Source organism: Aeromonas sp. 603607 (assembly GCF_049171595.1).
Classification (GTDB): Bacteria; Pseudomonadota; Gammaproteobacteria; order Enterobacterales; family Aeromonadaceae; genus Aeromonas; species Aeromonas veronii.
In genome coordinates, this window is the sequence record NZ_JAAKOV010000021.1 from 18,473 (window position 1) to 39,218 (window position 20,746).

General features: G+C 54.9%; 21 protein-coding genes and 2 pseudogenes. 14 read left to right on the top strand and 9 right to left on the bottom strand.

Going from position 1 to position 20,746, the window contains the following annotated elements:
* Positions 1 to 28 precede the first annotated feature (28 nt).
* From G5315_RS17970 to G5315_RS17985, 4 genes are all read left to right on the top strand, one after another.
* A complete protein-coding gene (locus tag G5315_RS17970) occupies positions 29 to 1,747 on the top strand; it encodes an acetolactate synthase 3 large subunit (RefSeq protein WP_421333613.1) in 1,719 nt (572 codons plus the stop codon).
* On the top strand, positions 1,747 to 2,241 hold the full coding sequence (ilvN, locus tag G5315_RS17975; RefSeq protein WP_005311605.1) for an acetolactate synthase small subunit: 495 nt from the start codon (positions 1,747 to 1,749) through the stop codon (positions 2,239 to 2,241). The genes G5315_RS17970 and ilvN overlap by 1 nt, the downstream gene beginning before the upstream one ends.
* Before the next feature lie 104 nt (positions 2,242 to 2,345).
* On the top strand, positions 2,346 to 2,972 hold the full coding sequence (locus G5315_RS17980; RefSeq protein WP_421333655.1) for a LysE family translocator: 627 nt from the start codon (positions 2,346 to 2,348) through the stop codon (positions 2,970 to 2,972).
* Between the two features lie 135 nt (positions 2,973 to 3,107).
* Positions 3,108 to 4,067: a LysR substrate-binding domain-containing protein gene (locus G5315_RS17985; protein ID WP_421333615.1), complete on the top strand. Its 960-nt coding sequence runs from the start codon at positions 3,108 to 3,110 to the stop codon at positions 4,065 to 4,067.
* A gap of 92 nt (positions 4,068 to 4,159) precedes the next feature.
* On the opposite strand, the gene G5315_RS17990 is transcribed toward G5315_RS17985, so the two are convergent.
* The 4 genes from G5315_RS17990 to G5315_RS18005 all read right to left on the bottom strand — a co-directional run bounded on the left by G5315_RS17990 (position 4,160) and on the right by G5315_RS18005 (position 7,745).
* The gene (locus tag G5315_RS17990) at positions 4,160 to 5,341 is read right to left on the bottom strand and encodes a M20 metallopeptidase family protein (protein ID WP_421333617.1); all 1,182 of its coding nucleotides are present in this window, start codon (positions 5,339 to 5,341) and stop codon (positions 4,160 to 4,162) included.
* Complete coding sequence (locus G5315_RS17995; RefSeq protein WP_033114935.1) at positions 5,341 to 5,790, bottom strand: hypothetical protein; 450 nt, start codon at positions 5,788 to 5,790, stop codon at positions 5,341 to 5,343. The genes G5315_RS17990 and G5315_RS17995 overlap by 1 nt, the downstream gene beginning before the upstream one ends.
* Positions 5,787 to 6,605 carry a DUF3100 domain-containing protein gene (locus G5315_RS18000; RefSeq protein ID WP_005358215.1) on the bottom strand — a complete coding sequence of 273 codons (819 nt, stop codon included), beginning with the start codon at positions 6,603 to 6,605 and terminating at the stop codon, positions 5,787 to 5,789. The genes G5315_RS17995 and G5315_RS18000 overlap by 4 nt, the downstream gene beginning before the upstream one ends.
* A gap of 258 nt (positions 6,606 to 6,863) precedes the next feature.
* Entirely contained in the window at positions 6,864 to 7,745 is an 882-nt protein-coding gene (locus G5315_RS18005) for a DMT family transporter (protein ID WP_421333618.1), read from the bottom strand.
* 129 nt (positions 7,746 to 7,874) lie between these two features.
* On the opposite strand from G5315_RS18005, the gene G5315_RS18010 reads away from it, so the two are divergent.
* The 10 genes and pseudogenes from G5315_RS18010 to G5315_RS18055 form a co-directional block, all read left to right on the top strand.
* Positions 7,875 to 8,327 (top strand): hypothetical protein, encoded by a 453-nt coding sequence (locus G5315_RS18010; RefSeq protein WP_421333657.1) that lies wholly within the window; start codon positions 7,875 to 7,877, stop codon positions 8,325 to 8,327.
* A 1-nt stretch (position 8,328) separates the two neighbouring features.
* The gene (locus tag G5315_RS18015) at positions 8,329 to 8,670 is read left to right on the top strand and encodes a hypothetical protein (RefSeq protein ID WP_421333620.1); all 342 of its coding nucleotides are present in this window, start codon (positions 8,329 to 8,331) and stop codon (positions 8,668 to 8,670) included.
* 30 nt (positions 8,671 to 8,700) lie between these two features.
* Positions 8,701 to 8,997, top strand: coding sequence for a hypothetical protein (locus G5315_RS18020; RefSeq protein WP_421333622.1), 297 nt, complete (start codon positions 8,701 to 8,703; stop codon positions 8,995 to 8,997).
* Positions 8,998 to 9,086: 89 nt separating this feature from the next.
* Entirely contained in the window at positions 9,087 to 9,401 is a 315-nt protein-coding gene (locus G5315_RS18025) for a hypothetical protein (protein ID WP_115544572.1), read from the top strand.
* A 2-nt stretch (positions 9,402 to 9,403) separates the two neighbouring features.
* Positions 9,404 to 9,811 (top strand): type IV toxin-antitoxin system YeeU family antitoxin, encoded by a 408-nt coding sequence (locus tag G5315_RS18030; RefSeq protein WP_421333624.1) that lies wholly within the window; start codon positions 9,404 to 9,406, stop codon positions 9,809 to 9,811.
* 188 nt (positions 9,812 to 9,999) lie between these two features.
* Positions 10,000 to 10,152 (top strand): hypothetical protein, encoded by a 153-nt coding sequence (locus G5315_RS18035; RefSeq protein WP_166740594.1) that lies wholly within the window; start codon positions 10,000 to 10,002, stop codon positions 10,150 to 10,152.
* A 118-nt stretch (positions 10,153 to 10,270) separates the two neighbouring features.
* Positions 10,271 to 11,875 carry an N-6 DNA methylase gene (locus tag G5315_RS18040; protein ID WP_421333626.1) on the top strand — a complete coding sequence of 535 codons (1,605 nt, stop codon included), beginning with the start codon at positions 10,271 to 10,273 and terminating at the stop codon, positions 11,873 to 11,875.
* Positions 11,865 to 13,211, top strand: coding sequence for a restriction endonuclease subunit S (locus G5315_RS18045; protein ID WP_421333628.1), 1,347 nt, complete (start codon positions 11,865 to 11,867; stop codon positions 13,209 to 13,211). The genes G5315_RS18040 and G5315_RS18045 overlap by 11 nt, the downstream gene beginning before the upstream one ends.
* A pseudogene (gene tnpC / locus G5315_RS18050) lies at positions 13,186 to 13,941 on the top strand (IS66 family transposase). The gene G5315_RS18045 and the pseudogene tnpC overlap by 26 nt, the downstream one beginning before the upstream one ends.
* Before the next feature lie 5 nt (positions 13,942 to 13,946).
* Positions 13,947 to 14,256: pseudogene (locus G5315_RS18055) on the top strand (transposase); the annotation flags it as partial.
* A 9-nt stretch (positions 14,257 to 14,265) separates the two neighbouring features.
* On the opposite strand, the gene G5315_RS18060 reads toward G5315_RS18055, so the two are convergent.
* From G5315_RS18060 to G5315_RS18080, 5 genes are read right to left on the bottom strand one after another with little or no spacing between them, the layout of a single operon-like run.
* The gene (locus tag G5315_RS18060) at positions 14,266 to 15,582 is read right to left on the bottom strand and encodes a 5-methylcytosine restriction system specificity protein McrC (protein ID WP_421333630.1); all 1,317 of its coding nucleotides are present in this window, start codon (positions 15,580 to 15,582) and stop codon (positions 14,266 to 14,268) included.
* 3 nt (positions 15,583 to 15,585) lie between these two features.
* Positions 15,586 to 16,740 (bottom strand): AAA family ATPase, encoded by a 1,155-nt coding sequence (locus tag G5315_RS18065; RefSeq protein WP_421333631.1) that lies wholly within the window; start codon positions 16,738 to 16,740, stop codon positions 15,586 to 15,588.
* Positions 16,715 to 17,311 (bottom strand): hypothetical protein, encoded by a 597-nt coding sequence (locus tag G5315_RS18070; RefSeq protein ID WP_115544567.1) that lies wholly within the window; start codon positions 17,309 to 17,311, stop codon positions 16,715 to 16,717. Before G5315_RS18070 ends, G5315_RS18065 begins: the two co-directional genes overlap by 26 nt.
* A complete protein-coding gene (locus G5315_RS18075) occupies positions 17,304 to 19,532 on the bottom strand; it encodes an Eco57I restriction-modification methylase domain-containing protein (RefSeq protein ID WP_421333633.1) in 2,229 nt (742 codons plus the stop codon). The genes G5315_RS18070 and G5315_RS18075 overlap by 8 nt, the downstream gene beginning before the upstream one ends.
* On the bottom strand, positions 19,529 to 20,611 hold the full coding sequence (locus G5315_RS18080; RefSeq protein ID WP_115544565.1) for a DNA adenine methylase: 1,083 nt from the start codon (positions 20,609 to 20,611) through the stop codon (positions 19,529 to 19,531). The genes G5315_RS18075 and G5315_RS18080 overlap by 4 nt, the downstream gene beginning before the upstream one ends.
* Between the last annotated feature and the right edge of the window lie 135 nt (positions 20,612 to 20,746).

A 20,746-nucleotide genomic window follows, 5' to 3' on the forward strand; every position in this document is an offset into this window, starting at 1 on the left:
AACGGAGCAAAGCCTGGAGGGCTTTATCATGGAGATGTTATCAGGCGCCCAGATGGTGGTTAGAGCGCTGGAAGATCAGGGAGTTGAGCACGTCTTCGGCTACCCTGGTGGCTCAGTGCTCGACATCTATGACGCTCTCTTCGAAAACGGCAAGATGGAGCATGTTTTGGTGCGGCACGAGCAAGCCGCGGTTCACATGGCTGACGGTTACGCCCGTTCCACCGGCAAGGTGGGGACTGTGCTGGTAACGTCAGGCCCGGGAGCGACCAACTGCATTACCGGTATTGCCACCGCCTATATGGATTCCATTCCGCTGGTGATCCTCTCCGGTCAGGTGCCGACCAGCATGATCGGTGAGGATGCGTTCCAGGAGACCGACATGATCGGTATCTCCCGCCCGGTGGTGAAGCACAGCTTCCTGTGCAAGAAGGCGAGCGATATTCCCGAGGCCATCAAGAAGGCCTACTACATTGCCGCCAGCGGCCGCCCGGGGCCGGTGGTGGTGGATCTGCCCAAAGATGTGCAGAACCCGAAAGAGAAATTCCCCTACCAGTATCCCGAGACGGTCTCCCTGCGCTCCTACAACCCGACCAAGTCTGGCCATAAAGGGCAGATCAAGCGGGCTGCCAAGCTGCTGGTAGAAGCCCAGCGCCCGGTGATGTACGTGGGTGGTGGCGCCATCAACGCCAATGCGGACCATCTGGTGACCAAGCTGGCGGAGCTGCTGAACCTGCCGGTCACTACCACCCTGATGGGGCTGGGCGCCTTCCCGGGTACCCATCCGCAATCCATCGGCATGCTGGGGATGCACGGCACCTTCGAAGCCAACAAGACCATGCACAACTCGGATCTCATCTTCGCCGTGGGTGCCCGCTTCGATGACCGCGTCACCAACAACGTGGCCAAGTTCTGCCCCAATGCCACCGTGGTCCATATCGACATCGACCCCACCTCCATCTCCAAGACAGTGCAGGCCCATGTGCCCATCGTCGGCTCGGTGGAAACCGTGTTGGAGCAGATGCTGGAGGTGATCCGCGAGTGTGGCTTCGATAACGACAAGGAGGCGCTGGCGGACTGGTGGAGCCAGATCAACCAGTGGCGCTCCCGTCACTGCCTTGCCTACGAAAAGTCGGCTACCCAGATCAAGCCGCAGCAGGTGATCGAGACCCTCTACAAGGTGACTCAGGGTGAGGCGTTCGTCGCCTCTGACGTCGGCCAGCACCAGATGTTTGCCGCGCTCTACTACCCGTTTGCCAAACCGCGCCAGTGGATCAACTCCGGTGGCCTCGGCACCATGGGCTTCGGTATTCCGGCCGCCATGGGGGCCCAGTTTGCCAACCCGGATGCGGTGGTCTGCTGCGTCACCGGCGACGGCTCGGTGCAGATGAATATTCAGGAGCTCTCGACCTGCATGCAGTACGGGGTGCCCATCAAGATCATCTCCATCAACAACCGTGCGCTGGGCATGGTCAAGCAGTGGCAGAAGATGTTCTACGGCGGTCGTCACAGCCACTCCTACATGGAGTCCCTGCCGGACTTTGTCAAACTGGCGGAAGCCTACGGCCACGTCGGCATCGCGGTGAGCGATCCGGCCGAGCTGGAGAGCGCCATGGAGAAGGCCTTCGCCATGAAGGATCGGCTGGTGTTCATGGATATCTCGGTCGATCCGGATGAGCATGTCTATCCGATGCAGATCAAGTTTGGTGCCATGGATGAGATGTGGCTGAGCAAGACGGAGAGAACCTGATGAGACATATAATTTCCGTTCTGCTGGAGAACGAATCCGGCGCCCTGAGCCGGGTGGTGGGTCTCTTCTCCCAGCGCGGCTACAACATCGAGACCCTGACGGTAGCGCCGACCGAGGATCCCACCCTGTCACGCATGACCATAGTCACCATGGGTGACGAGCGGGTGCTGGAGCAGATTCAGAAGCAACTGCACAAGTTGGTGGATGTGCTCAAGGTGTGTGACCTGAGCGAAGGGGAGCATATCGAACGGGAGATCGCGCTGGTCAAGGCGCGTGCCGCCGGTGGGGCCCGTGACGAGCTGAAACGGCTGGCGGATATCTTCCGTGGCCAGATCGTCGACGTCACTCCCGAGCAGTACACGGTGCAGCTGGTCGGCACCAGCGAGAAGCTGGATGCCTTTATCAAGACTGCCGCCCAGACCAACGAGATCATCGAAGTGGTGCGCTCCGGCGTCTGCGGCATCTCGCGGGCGGACAAGGCGCTGCGGCCCTGATGGCTGGCGGGACAGCTGATGATGCGTCAGCTGCCGCAGAGTGAAAGGAAAGAGGGCTCTGCGGAGCCCTTTTTGTTTGGTTTTTCTTTACGAGGGGAGGGATGATGTTCGGTATTCATGATCTTGCACTGTTTATGGTCTCGGGGTTGCTGCTCAATATCATGCCGGGACCCGACTCCCTGCTGGTCATGCTGCGCAGCGGCTCGCAAGGGTGGCGTGCCGGTTCGGTCGCGACGTTGGGCATCGGCACCGGTGTCATGGTGCATGTGCTGGCGGCGGCCCTCGGTCTGTCGGCCCTGCTTAGCGCGTCGGCCGAGCTGTTTGCCCTCATCAAGCTGGCTGGCGCCATCTACCTCATCTATCTGGGGTTCTCCCTGCTGCGCCAGCAGGCAACGGGTGCAATGGCGGGAGGGGTCACACTGCCCGCCCTCTCCTATGGCCAGATTTACCGGCAGGGAGTGCTGACCAATGTGCTCAACCCCAAGGTGGCGCTCTTTTTCCTCGCCTTCGTGCCCCAGTTCATCGCACCGGATGCCCCCGACAAGGCGTTCGCTTTTATCCTGCTCGGCTGCATCTTCAACCTGGGCGGTATCATCTGGTGTCACCTGCTGGTCTTTACCACCGTCTATGCCAGCCACAGGGTTCGGTTGTCACAGCGTCTCGGTCGCTGGCTCAACCGGGGCATCGGCACCCTGTTTGTCGGACTCGGGATCAAGCTCGCCAGCGACTAGCTCGTGGCTTTCTGACCTGGGGCAGATTATCGTGCGCCGCGCTGTGGTATGGTCGGCAGTCAGCTGCGGGGCCAGCCCCGCTCTCTCTTTTTCAGGTCAGCCCTACTGGCCGCAGCAGCGAGATCCCTTGCCCAGATGAACATCGCCCGGCTCAAGAACTTTACCGAGATTGTGAAGAACAACTTCAACATCTCGGCGACGGCGGAGAAGCTCTATACCTCCCAGCCGACCCTCAGCAAGCAGATGAAGATGCTGGAAGATGAGCTGGGACTCGCCCTCTTTACCCGCAAGGGGAAGAATCTGGTCGGCTTGACCAGCGCAGGCGAGCAGGTGATGGAGTTGGCCAAGGGGGTGGTGGCGCAGGTGGAGCAGATCAACCAGCTGTCGCTGGGGGAGCAACTGGCCACCAGCGGGGTGCTGCGTATCGCCACCACCCACACCCAGGCTCGCTACAAGCTGCCAGCGGTGATTACCGAGTTCAGCCGTCGTTATCCCGATGTGGCGATCCAGCTCCATCAGGGAGCACCTGCCCAACTGGCTCAGATGGTGCAAAGCGGCGATGTGGATATGGCGATCGCCACCGAGTCCATGTATCTGTTCGACGAGCTGGTCGCCGTCCCCTGTTATCGTTGGGGGCGCAGCGTGGTGGTACCCCACGGTCATCCGCTGATCGACTGCCAGCCGCTCTCGATGGCCGATCTGGCCCGCTATCCCCTCATCACCTATGTATTCGGCTTTACCGGCCGCTCCAAGATGGACAAGGCCTTCAGCCGCCATGGCCTCTCGCCGAAAACCGTGCTGACCGCCACCGATACCGATGTGATCAAGCACTACGTCCGGCTCGGGATGGGGGTCGGGGTGATTGCCAGCGTGGCCTTCGACGAGGGGGACAGGGAGGATCTTGTGAGCCTCAACATCGACCACCTGATCGCCTCGAGCGCCACCCACATCTGCCTGCGCAAGCATGCCCATCTGCGCGACTACATGTACGACTTTATCCACCTCTACGCCCCCCATATCAGCCGGGAGACGGTGCAGCTGCACCTTATCAACCAGCCGCCCGCCACCAATATGGCGGAGTTGCCGTGGCTCTAGCCGCGGGCTGTTTGCCGCGTACACAGAGCAAAAATACAGAGACAAAAAAAGAGAGGCCTTGGCCTCTCTTCTGGTTTTATCGGTATGCGGGATTAAGCGCTGCGGGTCGCCAGATTGATAAAGATCTGGGCTCCGACCAGCAGGCAGTCGTCATCGAGGTAGTAGGGATTCGCATGCAGGTAGTTGCAGATCCCTTTGGCCTGACAGCCGCTGCCGAGGAAGAACATGGCCCCCTTGCGGCCACGGCAGGCGTTGACCATATAGCTGAAGTCTTCGCTGCCGGTCATCGGCTGACCCTGAGCGTTGATCCCCTCGGAGGGCAATACGTCGGCGGCCGCTTGCAGCAGACGGGCGCAGGCATCGGCGTGGTTCTCGACCGCCGGATACCCGGCATAGACCATCTTGGTCTTGAAGCCGCGCAGTTCGCTCTGGGCTACGATCTCCTTGAAGCTGTTCTTCAGGATCTGGTCGGTCTCGGCATCCATGGCACGGATGGTGCCGCGCGCCTGCACATGGTCGGCGATGGCGTTGGGGATGGTGCCGCCGTTGATCATGCCGCAGCCAAACACCGCCGGGCTGAACGGGCTGGTGCGCTTGGCGACGATGTAGTCCATGTCCTCGATGATCCGCACCGCTTCACGGATGGCATCCAGCCCCTTGTGGGGGGTGGAGCCGTGGGCGGAGATACCGTGCACATCCAGCGTCCAGGCGGAGCCCCAGGAGGACATCACACCGTGGTTGAACTTGATGGTGCCGGTCTCCATGGCACCGTCGTTATGGAGGGCATAGACCTCGTCCACCCCCTTCATGCAGCCCAGTTCCACCATCTTCTCGGCGCCCGGCACCCGCATGTCCTCTTCCGCCATCTGGAAGATAAAGCGGACGTTGTACTGCAGGCGATCGCGGTTGGCGGCCAGAAACTTGGCTGCGGTCAGAGCGATCGCCATATGGGAGTCGTGACCGCAGTTGTGAGCCATTCCCTTGTGGGTCGACTTGAACGCAACGTCGCTCATGTCGTGCATCTCGAGGCCATCCATGTCGGCCCGGAAAGCGATGGTCGGCAGCACAGGATCAACCACCAGATCGCCGTGAAAACCGGTGAAGCCCGGGTAGTCGGTGAGGCGGTAGCCAAAGCCTGCCATCAGCTCGCGGCAGTAGGCCGAGGTCTTGAACTCGACGCCGGAGGCCTCCGGAATGGTGTGCAGATGGTGGCGCACTTCCTGACTGAAGTCGCGCAGGGCCAGCAGGGCCGGTTCAATGTGAATGTTGTTCATCAGATGATCCCTTGAATGGAGAAGCCGAGTTGGGCCACCAGCGAGGCGCCGAAGAAGCAGCAGGTGGAGACGATCATGAAGATCAGGATCACTTTCCAGGACATCTTCTTCAGCTCTTCCAGCTGACCGCCCACCGAGAGACCGGCAAAAGCCAGCAGCGGTACGCAGCAGGAGAGGAAGGAGATCTTGGCAACTGCGTCGATAAAGAGACCGCGCACCGGGGTCTCCGGCAGGCAGATGAGAATGCCGATGATGGTGGCATAGGCAAACGCCGGCAGGGAGGAGGGCAGATAGCGCTTGGCAATCAGCGAAGCGAACACCACCAGCGACATGGCGATGAAGCTGTCACCCATCAGCCAGAGCGGGGTGCCGGTGGTCAGGGTCTGGGTGAACATGGCCAGCAGGATCGCCAGAAAGACAAACCGCATATCCATTACGATGCTTTTCATGCTTTCTCTCCTTTGGCAGTCAGGGCATAGATTTTTTCAGCGAGCGGCAGACCCAGATAGGTGAGGGAGAGAGCGCCGAGGGCAGATGAGAGCAGGTTCGAGGCTGCCGCGATACTCAGCACCTGCTGAGCCAGCGCTTCGTCGAGACCGTTGATCAGGGCGCCGGAGGCGGCACTCAGCATGGAGCCTGAGCCCACACCGGAGCCTGCAGCCAGCGCCAGCGGGTGCAGACCGGTGAGCGGGGCGATACTGCCCAGCACGCTGAACCAGAGGGTGCCGATGACGGAGCCGCACAGGTAGATGGCCAGCACGCCGATGTACTCCTGAGAGCCGGTGCCGAACTTGCCCTGAATCACTGCGACGGAGGGCTCACGGCTGATGGAGGAGCAGGCCCCGATGGCGCGACGGCCAAAGCCGAACTTCACCGCCAGCGGGATGGCGATCAGGATCGGCAGCAGGTTGCCAATCTCCTGCAGGAACAGCGGCACGCCAACGCTCAGGATCATCTTCAGGTTGGGGATAATCATCCCCGCGTACTGGGTGCCCAGGATCAGCAGGCTGAAGCCCACCATCTTGCCGCAGAAGCCCTCTTCTTTCTCGGTGAAGAGACTCTTCCAGCCGGGGATGCGATCCTTGACCGGCTTGGCGGAGACAATCATGCCGATGATGACGGCAAAGAGCATCGGCAGGATCGGAATGATGGCGATGCCTATCTTGATCTCCTGTTTGCCTATCAGGTACTGGGCCACAAAGATCAGCATGGCGGTTGCCAATATGCTGACCGTGACCGTCTTGAGGGGGCTGGTTTGCTGCATAGTCTTTTCTCTTGTTATTCCCATGTGTGGCCATCGTCAGGGTTGTCCAGACCGATGATGGGGGCATCATAGGGAGCGAAGAGGGGCAGGAATGTGACCTTCATCAAGCTGGCCATATGGCATTTTTTCATGGGGTATGCCCTTTAACCCTCTGGATACCAAGGGTTAAATGTCGTTAACAGAACGTCAGCATTGGCAGGACAAGATAAGCAAACAGGAGTGAAATGGCGACACCGCCCTGCAGGGCGGTGACGCGTATTAGACGGGCGTTTTGAGCCGTGCACTGCGCAGCAGCAGGGGGAGCTGGTAGAGCACCAGGGCGCCGAGCACCAGTCCGGCTCCGGCCAGTTTGGCGCCGCCGAGGGGTTCGCTATAGAAGAGGGTGCTCAGGATCAGGGTCCAGACCGGTTCCAGCAGCATCATCAGGGCGGCGTGGGCGGTAGTCATCTTGCTCAACGCATGGGTGAGCAGCCAGTAGCGCAATGTGGTGGCGATCAAGACGCTCGCCGCAAACCAGCCCCAGATGCCGTGGCTGACTCCAGCCTCGGGCCACTGTTCGGTCAGCAGGGAGAGCAGGGTGCCGAGCAGGCCGGTCATCGCCAGCTGGATGCAGGTGAGCCAGGTGGGGGCAATGGATTGGGCGAAGTGGCGATGGACGGCAAGCTGGATACCGAGGGTGGTGGCCGCCGCCAGAAACCAGAACAGCGAAAGCGACACGCCCCAGTGGGTGCTGCTGGAGAGCAGTAGCAAACCGGCGATGGCGATGGGCAGGGTGAGCCAGTAGTGACGGCCGGGTTTGGCTCTAAAGGCGGCCCAGGCGGCCAGCGGGGCCATCAGGGTCGCGACGCTCATGATAAAAGCGCCGCTGCCCAGCGCATCGCTCTGGCTGATGGCGGTGACCCACAGTAACAGGCTGGCACCGAGCAATGTGCCGCAGCCGGCGGCGCGCAGCAGTTGGGCGCGAGTCGGCGGCGGTTCACGCAGCCAGGCGAGCGGCAGCAACAGCAGCGCCGCCAGCAGAAAGCGGCTGCCGATAAAGGCGGCGGGGGGCAGTTCGCGGATTGCCTCTTTCGAGAAGAGCCAGCCGGCAGCGGCCAGCAGGGTGACCAGTACCATCAGCAGCAGGGGAGTGCGGTTCATCGGGGTCGTCATGTTGAAATGGAGGGGAGAGCATAAAGGAAAGGCGCCAGGTATTGCTACCTGGCGCCTTTCGCATCTGCCTTGAACCGCCGTCGCGGCCAGCTCAACCACAACACCGCACCGAAGATAATGACCCATCTGGCATTGCGGGCCAGGCAGCTACTCCCGCTTGGTAATGGCCGTAGCAGAGCCAAGGCCCTCAAGCTGCTACGCCGGGTCAAGAAAGCCCGCAAGGCGGGGCGTATCCCGTTTGAGCTCACTGTGACCGGTTGCCGCATCGACCGAGGCAGCCATCAGGCTGACCGTTACTACTACGACCGGACGCTACTGGCTGAAGGTTGGCAACAATACGACACCGAAGAGGATGCCTGGTACTTCGGCATCTGGATTCACACAGAGAAGCTGGAAACCTTTACCTACGCCGAAGGGGATACCAGTCATGTGATTGCACCGAATGTTGAGGCGTTTCGCGCTGAATTGGCGCGGCTCTACCAGTACCACCCGCAAGCCCCGGCGTTTATTAGCATCGACCCGGAGGCGGGCGTTGTGACCCACCATTTTGAAGCCAAACCGGAGGTGTGAAATGGCTAAGAACATCACCATCAAGGTACCCGGCAAACATCCGCAAACTGGCGAGCTCACCACCTTTGAGCTCAAGGGCCAACGCATGGATATCAACATCGGCGGGCAGGCCGTGCCCTTCCTCATTCATGGGAGGGGCATCGGTACGTCGCTCACCCACATCCCGAGTGGCTACCGCATCGCGCTACTCGGTGGCTGGCTCACCGCGCGTTACGCAATCCCCGAAAATAAGCCCAGCAGAACGACCTGCGCCCAGATGGCCATCGACCGGCTGATAGCCCAGTACGGCTCGCTGCATCTGCTGGACAGGCTCAATTGCAAGCCTGCTATCAATCAGCTGTAACGCACAGCCCAGACAACAAGGAACGATGCAATGACCAACACCCTACCAGCAACACCTAACCCACTGGCAGGCCATCCGGTGATGCAGATGCTGGATGTCGCCATGAGTTCCATCATCGGCGACTACGATGACGCAGACCTGGTGCCGGAATGGCAATGGGTCAAGCAAATGGCCTCCCATGAACATGTCGGTGTGAAGGATGACTCCGCCTATGAGTTCACCCTGAACCTGGCTATAGAGCTCGATGCCATCCCGCCAGCACTGCAGCCCTTGCTCACTGCTGCCCAGCAAGCTGGTGTGAACTACATCCTGTTTTACAACGGCTAGCCACCGCGAACATCTCATCGCTCATCAACAAACAACATAAAGGGCCAGCCCTCACAGGCTGGCCCTTTGCATCATTGGAGTCACCGAACATGACCCGTCTTATCACCGGACTCGAGGTGCATCGCTATGCCCCCGAGCTAAACAAACTGCATCTGCGCAACCGGCAAATGCTACCCGCCCCAGGCATCACCACCATCAAAGAGGCCAAAGCACGCCTGTTTGGCCGCTGGCAGCCAGGGCATCAGGTGACCATCACCGTGAGTCACCCTGACTACATCAATCTCTCCCGGCTCTACCGAGGGCGACTGGCCAGTCTGACCGACCTTCCCGAGCACCTGGCCAGACTACGCCAGCGCCACAACGTACCCGGCACTATCATCCACACCCAATTGAGGTATCGCTAATCATGACCACACCCCATCCCACATACTCTGCTACACAGCAACCTGAGGCTCCAGCTCTCACACCGCTCCCCAGCATCAGCTGGGGTCTGCCACGTGATATCTCCCCACGCTTTGGCGCTCGTCTGATACAGAGCCGCTACCGGCTTGATTTTCTATCCGATCGGGCCAGTCTGATAGGTGACTGGAGTGAGGTGCAGGTAGCCAAGCTCGACCTGGCTTTCCCGGAGATCATCAAGGCACTGGAAGCCAAGCTGCTGACCGGCGAACTGGATGCCCAACGTCAGCACTGCATCACTATCCAGCACGGCGGCTTTACCTGCGAAGCCGACACCCTTGGCAGCTACGGCTATGTCTACTTAGCCATTTACCCAACGACGATCATGGAGGCCAATCCTGACCGCAAGGCGTGACCACAAATCCGCTTGTGGTAACATTTTGGCACCTATTCCTCCGTGATAAGTGGGTAGGTCTTGGGGAAGGCCAATACATGGCCTTCCCTTTGTTTTTGAGGTCGCTTCCCATGATCTCGATACCAGCTGGCTCCAGCTGTGGTGCTGTGGCAAGATAAGCGCCTGTTTTTTCTCGCTCTGGTTACCTGATGAAAGTAACTATGCTCAGCTACGAAGCCATGATGTATGCGGTGCTCAAGTTATTGAGCGATGGTGTAGCACGCTCTTTGCGCGCGATGTTCGAGCGGGTTTGTCAGCACTATGGCTTTACTACCGAGCTGCTTCCAAACAGCGTTGCGTAGCTGCATAGTCTGGGCTAAGGCCAACCTGGTTATGATCGCACATAGGTGCGGCGTCACCATTCGCCAGACCTTTATCATTAAATTCCTAGATTCAGATTACTTCTTTGAAGACTAAACCATGGTTAAAATTCCTACCAAGAAAGCCGCGAAAGGCTTTGAAGAAACTCTCTGGGATACCGCCAACCAGTTGCGTGGCTGCGTGGAATCGGCGGAATACAAGCATGTGGTGCTGAGCCTAGTTTTCCTGAAATTTATCAGCGACAAGTTCGAGTCCAAGCGCAAGCAGCTGATCAAGAGCGGCCAAGAAAACTTTCTGGAGATGGATGTCTTTTATCAGCAAGACAACGTCTTTTTTCTACCCGAAGAGGCGCGCTGGGCTTATGTAAAAGCACGAGCCAAGCAAGATGATTTAGCTGTGCTGATCGACACAGCCTTGGCAACCATCGAAAAGCGCAACCCGGCGCTGGCCGGTGCCCTGCCCGATAACTACTTCTCCCGTCTGGGGCTCGAGGCAATACGCCTCTCGTCGCTGGTCGACATAATCGAAAATATCGACACCCTAGCCAACGAATGCCATCTCACGGAAGAGGATCTGGTTGGGCGGGTCTATGAGTACTTCCTTGGTCGCTTTGCCGCCACCGAGGGCAAGGGCGGCGGCGAATTCTATACTCCCAAGTCGGTGGTGACCTTGTTGGCAGAGATGCTAGAACCCTATCAGGGTAAGATCTATGACCCTTGCTGTGGCTCGGGCGGTATGTTCGTTCAGTCCATCAAATTTGTTGAAAGTCATAAGGGCAAGAGCCAGGATATCACCATCTACGGTCAAGAGATGACCAGCACCACTTACAAGCTAGCCAAAATGAATCTAGCGGTGCGCGGTCTTTCAGGCAATCTGGGGGAACGCCCGGCCGATACCTTCTTTGCGGACCAGCACCCTGATCTCAAAGCCGATTTCATTATGGCCAACCCACCGTTTAACTTAAAAGACTGGCGCAAGGATGAGGAGCTTACCAACGATCCGCGTTTTGATGGTTTTCGTACTCCACCCACCGGCAATGCCAACTATGGTTGGATACTCCATATACTCTCCAAGCTCTCTGAGGACGGTGTTGCTGGTGTGGTGCTAGCCAATAGCTCAATGAGTTCAAATAGCCGCGGTGAAGGAGAGATTCGTCAACAGCTGCTCGAAGATGATCGTATCGAATGCATAATTTCCCTGCCTAGCCAGCTCTTCTACACTACTCAGATTTCTGTCTGTCTATGGCTTATAAGTAAAAACAAGCAGGCCAGTCTCAAATATGGTTATCGCGATCGCAGCGGTGAGACGCTGTTTATCGATGCCCAGAACCTAGGCTCCATGATTAGTCGCTCCCAAAAAGAGCTGACGACTGACGATATCAAAACTATCGCAGATACTTTCCACGCCTGGCGCTGTAACGATAGCCAACTCAAGCACCGTATAAAGGCGAACAAGATCAGTATTGCGCAGTACCAAGATCAAGTCGGTTTTTGCAAGGCAGTCTCCTTGACTGAAATCAAAACCAACGACTACATACTTACTCCAGGTCGCTATGTGGGGGCTGTCAATATTGAAGCTGATGATATAGATTTTGAGACTAAAATAAATAGTCTCACCCAAACTCTCTATCACCAATTGAATAAAAATATTGAGCTTGATAAATCGATCCGTATTAGTATGGAGGCCCTGGGTTATGGGGAGTAATTGGTCTGCTTTACCATTGGAAAATATTGCTACGGTAATCGACTCCAAACATCAAACGCCTCAATATAGCGAGTCAGGATATCCGATGGTTCGTGTCGTTGATGTGAAAGGTGGCGAGCTCTCGTTAATAGGCGCAAAAAAAGTAACTGCTGATGTATATGCAGATTATTCCAAGGGCCGAGATCCTGAGGTGGGAGATTTAATTATTTCCAGAGTGGGCCGCCATCGCAAAATTTCTTATGTATCTTCTAAGGACAAATTCTGTCTAGGGCAGAATGTAGCCTTTATAATACCAAGAGATAATGATCGGTTTTTGTATTATGCGCTTATTTCTCCTCCACTGATGAGGGAAATAGATAGTATGGCTGTTGGTGCTGCTCAGAAAACTATCAGTCTAAAAAATATAAAAGGATTGAAAATCCCTCAACCACCACTTAATGAACGAGCTAAAATCTCACATTTCCTATCATCTTTAGATGATAAAGTTGCCCTGAACCATCAGATCAACATGACATTGGAGCAGATGGCGCTAGCGCTATTTAAATCGTGGTTTGTGGACTTTGATCCTGTGGTCGATAATGCACTGGATACGAACTTCTTTGAACAGGGCTTGGAGTATCCCAGCGAGCTGCTTCGGCGTGCCGAGACGCGTAGAGCAGTGCGAGCGCGTCAGGACTTTAAGCCCCTACCAGATGCTACTCGTCAACTATTCCCCTCTGCATTTGAGAAGTGTACAGAGCCTTGTCTAGGTCTCGGTGGCTGGGTGCCACAGGGGTGGGCGATTTCAAATTTTGGTGCTGAGTTTGATGTGATAATAGGGCAGTCACCTCCAAGTACAACATACAATAAAAATAAAAATGGAATGCCATTTTTTCAAGGTAAAATGGATTTTGGATTCAGATTTCCTAGTGAACGGATTTATTGTACCAAACCAAAACGCATAGCAAAAAAAAATGATACGTTGGTCAGTATGAGAGCACCTGTTGGTCATATTAACTTAGCGAATGAAAACTGTGCCATTGGCCGAGGTCTTGCAGCAGCTAGACATAAATCAGGTAGCATATCGTTCTCTTATTATACCATTAGTAGCCTTTCAGAAAAATTGAAGCTTTTTGAAGCTGCAGGCACTGTGTTTGGATGTATCACCCAGAAAGACCTACATTCTCTACATTTAATTAAGCCAGATGGCAATGTTGTCAATAGGTTTGAATTGTTATGTTCGAGCTGGGATAAACACATAGAGCACATATCTATCGAGACCTTAGCCTTAACCAACCTCCGAGATACTTTATTACCCAAGCTGATATCCGGTGAACTGCGTTTTGGTTATATTTAGACAGATGCCGAAAAGTAAGCGATTGTTCAGGTGGCGATATTGTTCTGATAGAAAGGGCGTCCATCCGCAAAGCCATCTTGCCGATTTCAGCGGTGTCCTACAGGCAGATGCCTACGCAGGATTTAATGAGCTATATCGCGAAGATCGACCAGCGGGCACGATAAAGGAAGCAGCTTGCTGGGCTCATGCCAGGCGAAAGATCCATGATGTGCATATCTGAACTCCATCGGATAACACAGACGAAGCTCTCAAACGGATTGGCCAGCTTTACAGCCTAGAAGCAGAGCTGCGCGGCATGTCGGCAGAGCAACGGTTGGCAGCAGAACAAGAACGACGGGCAAAGCCCTTACTGAAAGAGCTGGAGACCTGGTTACGGGATAGGATGCAATCGCTCTCGCGTCACTCAGAATTGGCCAAGGCCTTCGCCCATGTCTTGAATCAGTGGTCAGCACTGACATACTACGCCGAAAACGGCTGGGTAGAGGTAGACAACGACATCGCGGAGAATACGCTACGGCTAGATAGTGAGCTTGGGGCGAAAGAACTTCCTGTTTTTGGCTCTGATCATGGCGGTGAACGGGGAGCCTTGTTGTACAGCTTACTCGGCACCTGCCAGTTGAACGGGGTGGATCCGGAGCATTACCCGCGGCATGTACTGAATGTGATCGCAGACTGGCCGGTGAACAGGGTCAGTGAACTGCTGCCTTGGCGTGTTGCTCTACCCTGCTGAATAACCTATCGCCTTTGTCAATACGGCCTTTGCTGGACGCTTACAGTGCGTTGGCCATGGTAAGGATACCAACCTCATCAGGCCGTTATCGCACGCGGCCAGCGGCGGTATAATAAAGGAGGTCAACATGTATTAGACAAAGCTCGTTATCGCAAACAACAGGTGGTCGAGCGCAGCTTCGGATGGTTTAAGAAGTTTCGTTGACTCTCAACGAGATATGAAAAGCTAGGGGGAGGTGTTGCTGCTTTTATCAAGCTGGCTTTCTGCCTTCGTTACTTGCGGAAATTATTGGTGGACAGAAAACCAGCATTTTGAGAACGCAGCCTAGAACACTCCAGACCATACAGATGATAAAAAGTTTGCTAAACTAGATGCAAATTTGTTAAGCGCGCCAGCTTTTGAAATACCTCTAGTCTCAATCTGAATACCTAATATATATACTAATCCTACTTGGATTTTTTCAAACACAATACAAGTACCAATAGGTTGTAGCTCATCAGTTGGTAGCGCGGGATAAACAAGCACAACTAGATTGCACGAAGTAGCTCTTGAAAAGGCCAGAGATTCGTAGATATCAGCCTCAGAAATGCGAGTCTGCCCATTCTTCTCTACGTGCCCTTTATATTTAGCATCCAAGATCATACGGGGCCTATCTCCATCAGGCTCGATTACAAAGTCTGGGAAAACTGACAGCAATCTTGTTACACCTATGTTGCCTCTGGTCCTAGTGCCAAGGCTGAAGGCTTTCTGGGCCACAACAACAGAGCGCCCAAAGCCCAGTCGTAATACAAGCGACAATAGATCTTCCCAAACTCGCCAAGTGGCAACCAAATAACCCGGAGCTTTTGCATTGCCTTGCTTGTAGTTCATACCCAGTCCATTAAGCACATCAACGGAAAGCTCATGTAACGGCCTCCACATGCGATGTCTAGCAGGAATAGGTCTTTGATGATGAGAGAGGCCGCCTTGAGGGGAAAGTGTCTCGATGAGTCGTACCAATGAGCTTACAAGCGAGGGCTCCCTCACCTCACTCAGAAGCTCTTTGGCTGCCGCCAGGATATCTGCATTCCACCCGTTGCGTTGGTCAAAGCGAATGAGATCTTGCTCAAAACCATCTGGAGTAGGAAAAAGCAGATCCACAGGGTCAGGGTCACCATCAATGAAGAAGTCAGACTCACGTACTCTCCGATAGCTGCGTAGTGGCCTACGTTTACGAGCTTCATACATGTCGGTGATGGAGCGAGCTACTAACGTAGATAGGTCCCGTGGCATACCACCTGAAGCTGACAAGCGATCGGAAGCCAAAAGTCGCCCATGCCGAGAAAGCGTGGAAAGGAAAAAAAAATCCTCTCGCCACTCAGCATCGGTATCATTCAGCCCAAGAAACTTAGGGGCTACCTCCAACTCCACGGATGGAGCTAGGCGAATGAGACCTGCAAAATCAATAGCGCGTGTACCTTTCGCATCCACACTGATGGGGTTGTAATTAAGCCTCAGGCTCGATGCTGCGCGTTTTCCTGCTTCAATTAAAAGGCTGTTGGCCTTAGTCCGATCGACCCCAATTGCATCAGCGATCGAACGACTAAGGTCAACAGGTGCTCCGTACTCAACGAGGGATAGCCTTGTTCGTGTATGTGTCACCAACTACTCCCTAGGATTGGCAAAAGCCCTGAGAACTCCGTAGATGTTGTCTTCGTCAAAGTTTGTCGGACCTTCGAGTCGAAAGCGTAAATCATCCGCAAAGGTCGTCTCAGTGAGCTTGAACGGATTAAAGGCTGGTCCATCTAGCGCATTAAGAGCTGCGGCGATGCCTCGGAGGTCTCCGAAGAACACCTCTTCCACGTGTGTGCGAATCTTTGCCCACCCTACACACAGCGTGCCCAAAGCTTCATTAAGGCCCAATGTTTGCGGTTTCACATCCGACATCAGTGCACCGTGCCCGATCTGAAACTCGGGACCACGGCCCAGAGCAATTTGCGAGTTTATAGCAATCCAGGCTCTAACCGAAGCCTCCAAGGCATCGTTCACGCCGGCAGGTTCATCAGGCAATGCATTGACCCCCTTGGCACCCAGACCGTAAAACGTCCGCAAAGCCGCTTCATCAGGCTCCAAGCGCATAGGTTCCCAGCGACGCAAGAACGCGACATCCAAGGGCTCCACAGACGCATCGGCCTGATTCATCGCAGCCAAGATATAGAGGTCATGAGGCAGAGCATATTCGATCACATCACCAGATACGGGGTCGAGCATTTCAAAGAACTGCGTTTCAGCACGTTTGCCCCCATCAGAGGCCAAGCGTTTATCGGACTCAATGGCCACAATTGCACCACCGAACACCTGCACCGCAGGACCTCGGTTGATCTCATCAATGATCAAGAGTGCGGCCCCATTGGCACCTTTCGCATGCTCACTGGCACGGTACAGCGTACCCTTCACGATGGTGAAGTCTGGGTCTCCTGCTGCCTTGTTGACCGCAGGCGTGATGCCCGATAAGAAATCGCGGTACTTGGAGTTTTGGTGGAAGACCGTCCGAAAGACTTTGCGATCCATCTTCGTGGGGGCAGGAATGTCTTTAACAGCCCCAGCAGCAGGAGGAATCGGGATACCACCCATGGGATTGAGCTGCGGTGGACCACCTGCAGGAGCAAGACCAAAGGCTGTTTCAAAGGCCAACGCAACTTCGGCCAAGAGCTTGGACTTGCCCGTGCCAGGTGCACCAGACACCAGCACGTTGCGCGAACGTGCGAGTAGCTTTAACACCTGTTTGCAGTTTTCACTTACCATTGCAGTACTTTCCATGGTTAGTGAAGTCTCGGTAGCCTATCACTGCGCGATTAGCTGCACGTTTGGCATCCAAACAACCCAGTAATTCAGCAGCCACTACGGCATCCCATTTGCCCTCGATACGTAAAGTTTGTTCCTCTGCGTAGTGGGGCCAAACGGACCCATCCCTTAACTGGATTAGCAAAAGCAAAACGCGGTTGCCTTCGCCACCTTTGGGTACTCGGCTAGTGTCAAAACAGCCGTATTCATGTACCCGAGCAATGCGACCTTCGGATGGTCGCACATCAGTTGGAGGCTCAAAGAATGAATCCTTACGCATAACCTGCCCATTGGAGTCGTGCCAGAAAAACTCTCCTTGGAACACGTCAATTTCTTCAACTACACCATCGCGTTTACGCTTTTCTTTGGCCTTATTAGGAAACATCAGCGTGATGACAGGCAGCAGTGTTTTAAAGGATCCAAAACGAAAATCGCGGGCACCACCACCAGTCTCTGAATCATTTGACTGGGCAAGAATTTTTCTTAGGTCCCCAGCGACGATTTCTTTGTATAGAATTCGGGCAACATGCCCAGCACCACTAGCCATTACTTTTAGCTCCTTCTTCCATTTCTTCACCTCCAAGGGCGAGCTCGGAGGGGACATAAGCTAGCGCCCCCAACGCACGAGCATCTGCCACACGATGCGACCAAACAGTTGACATGTTTCCAGTACGTTTTGTCATTGCAGCCAACGCACTATCCCTAGTTATTGTGGATTTTGCCTCACCTGGCAGACACACTTGCCCCCTATCCAAAAGTGGAAAGTCTTGGAGCACTAACTCCATGTCCTTTAAATCGAGCCCATAGGCCACGGCCACTTCCGCATCAATCTCCCCACGAAGCTGCGCCATACGCTCGTAGGTTTCACGAGTAGCCCCTGCACTGTCGAGTATGCGCAATTCGCGTGCAGCACTGACTAACCTCTTCCATGGCAAACCATCTTTGGCGAGTTTTGGCATGGGCACGCTTTGCAGCAGGAAGTAATTCACCGTCGTAGTGAGCACGCGCCGAAGCATCCAGTCAAAGGTAAAACTGTTGGCGATGGACACCCACACCAGCAGACGTTCTTCCGATGGGTCCTCAGGGAAAAGGATTGTGGGCACCTTATTGCCACAGACCACCCCAGCAGGAATTAATGACGCCATGAGTGAACGCTCATTGGTCTGACCCGCAATGTCGCAAAAGCCCACTCGCAGCATGTTCGCTCGGTGCTGGTTAGTACGGGGCACGTCGGAGGGGCGAATCCAAAACTGGGGGGCAAGGCGTGAGCATCCTATGGCATAAGCCTCCCACAACGCACGGCGACCAGTGCCAGACACGTGCCCTTTTACACCAAAGCGATGCGCCTGCACCATTCGACCTTCCACCAGTGGCAAAGCGCCAGGCGTGGCACACCCCAAGAACTTAGGACGCTCCTTGGTCATATCAACCTCACGGCAAAACTTCGGGGTCCAGCCATAACCAGGTTCTTCCCACGAAACACCTGCTTCTCCGATCTTTGAGAAGAGCTTCCACTCAGACACGTTACGAACCTCGGGCAGGCTCAAATCGCCTCGAACTCCCGCAAGTGCTGCACGCCCAATAGTGGCAGTACCCGTAATCTCCAAGCCTGTAGGTGTGCCCCGCTCATGCATGAGAGTGATGGGTTCACGCTTGCTTTTTTCAGAGCCAGCCTTCGTGAAAGCCACGGCCAGGAACTTAAAGCGTGTGTCGATGGCAAAGAACCGTGCACGGTTATCAATGATCGACATGGACACGCTTTGGCTCGCATCAAAAATTTTCTGCCGCATGACGCGGGTACCTTGTGAGCGAATGAGCCCACCTGGAATTAGAGCAGCTACCACACCCTGCTCTTTGCAGAGTTCAAAAAAGAGGTCAGTGAAAGCAATGTATAGGTCAGGCTCCCCATTACCCAAATCGGGATAGCGAGCCAACAGGCGACGAGAGTAGTTCGTTACCTCATCACGCTGCTGGGTAAACAGCTCCTCATCAAGCCCATGAATTTGGGCCCCGTAGTGGCGCTTGGTGCCTGAGGACTTCAAGAATTCGTGCCGTGAGAGCTTGACCTTCTCCCATGGAGGGTTGCCGATTACAGCATCAAAACCCTCAGGGACCATGGCAGTCCAAACATTGCGATCTACCATCAAACTATCGCCACAGTACCAACGTGTACGCATAGCTTTAAGAATCGATACATCATCAGTGAATGAAGCAAGCGCAAGTAGGGCCGCACGTAAAGAGTTGCCCGAAAGATCTGCTGCATACACACCGTGAGCCAACCAATGCGCCGTCTTGGCTCGATCCATCCCACACACTGCATGAGTCAGCGCTGCTAGCAAAATTCCTGCGCCGCAGGCAGGATCAATCACCTTGCTCTTATGTGTGAGCTTGGGGGCTGCGAGTTTCGCAAGTCGTGTAGCCAGGCGAAAATCCGTATGGTAGGCGCCCGTGCTTTTTCGATCCTGTTCATGCAAGACCTCACGCGCCAAGACACTCAGTGCCAAAGCAGGGTGAATAGGTGAACGCTCGATGTCACTTGCTACAGGTGCCGCAAGCTCCAAAAGCTCTGATGCTGGGCGCTTGCTCTTGACTCCAAAAGCCTCGTGAAACGCCGTTAGGTCAAAACCGCCAAAACGCGCTGACGCAGCCTCCAAAACTTGAAGCCGAAGCTCAAAGTTGGCTGGACCATAACTTCTACCAACAGCCTTTAAGAGAGCCGCTTCTGCTGAGGCTAGATACTCAGCCTCAACGGGGCGAGGTGCACTCATACGTAGTTCTCCATGACGATTGGCTTGATGGCTTTAACCGCTTTGGGTTGATGTGCCATGGGCTTCTCCACCACAACTAAGAATTCGCTTACGTCGGATGCTGCGCTACTCGCCACTTTGTTGGGGCGATATCGACCAATGGAACCAAGAGGATGCATTGTGGACGTACCCACCTTCGAGAGCTCAGCCTTAATCTCTTGCATGCAAATGTGTCCTTCACTGCTGTACGAGAGCAGTACCCTTTGGGCTGTCAACTGATGTACCAGGCGAGAGAGCGTTTGGAGTGCACGAGTTTTGTAGCAGAAATCAGAAGCTAGGTTCTTCCAAGGACGAAGCCCTGCAACCCCCTTTACCTCAGGTTCATCTCCTAAGGCCACAGTTTCAAGGATGTGGTAATAGCTCGCGTACTGGCGCTTTGTGTATGGGGGATCCAAATATACTAAGTCATGGGCTGAGTTGGGCACGTCGAACACATCACCCACAATAGCCTCAACACGTACACCACTCTCTTTGAGAGCGCGACAACGCATAGAGATTTTATCTTGCGATTGATTTGTCCACTTGGATAGGAAGCAGCCAAAGGTTCCAGCAATGTTGGCCACCCGATTTAAAGCTCCAAAGAGATCTGCGATGAGTAGGCGCTCCTCTACCTCATCGATAATACCAGCACCCACCCAATCGGAGATTAACTCCCGCATAGCATCGATGCGTGCTGCATTTTCTTGAGTGAAGTAGCGTCGCTCAAGGCCACAGGAGTCCATGGACGCAGGACTGTACTCACGCCATATAAAACCATGCTTGGGTTTGGCAGCATTAAGCTTGTCAATAGCTTTGGTGTAGCCTCCAAGTTTCTGAAACGTAGCTTGATTAGAACTGATTAACCGTGCTCCTGCGGAAATTACCGCAGAGTGTAAACTATCGTTTATACGCACATTCCATCCTAGGCTAGCCGCCGCCTCTGCCACAGCTCCGGTACCACAGAAGGCGTCTACAAAGAAAGCATCCTGTTTGGGGGGGCCAATGTAGGTCGTTATCTGATCGATGAGCCTAGATTTGGAACCAATGTAACGGAAGGTCATTCTGTTACTCTCACGGGCGGTTTACGGTCTGTTCGCATCTGCTTTGTAGCAGGTGCAGAAGTTTCCTCGGCTAGAGAGACAATTCCATTGCGGTCGCAGTAGTCGCACAATAGTACTTCTAGCATGTTGACCATA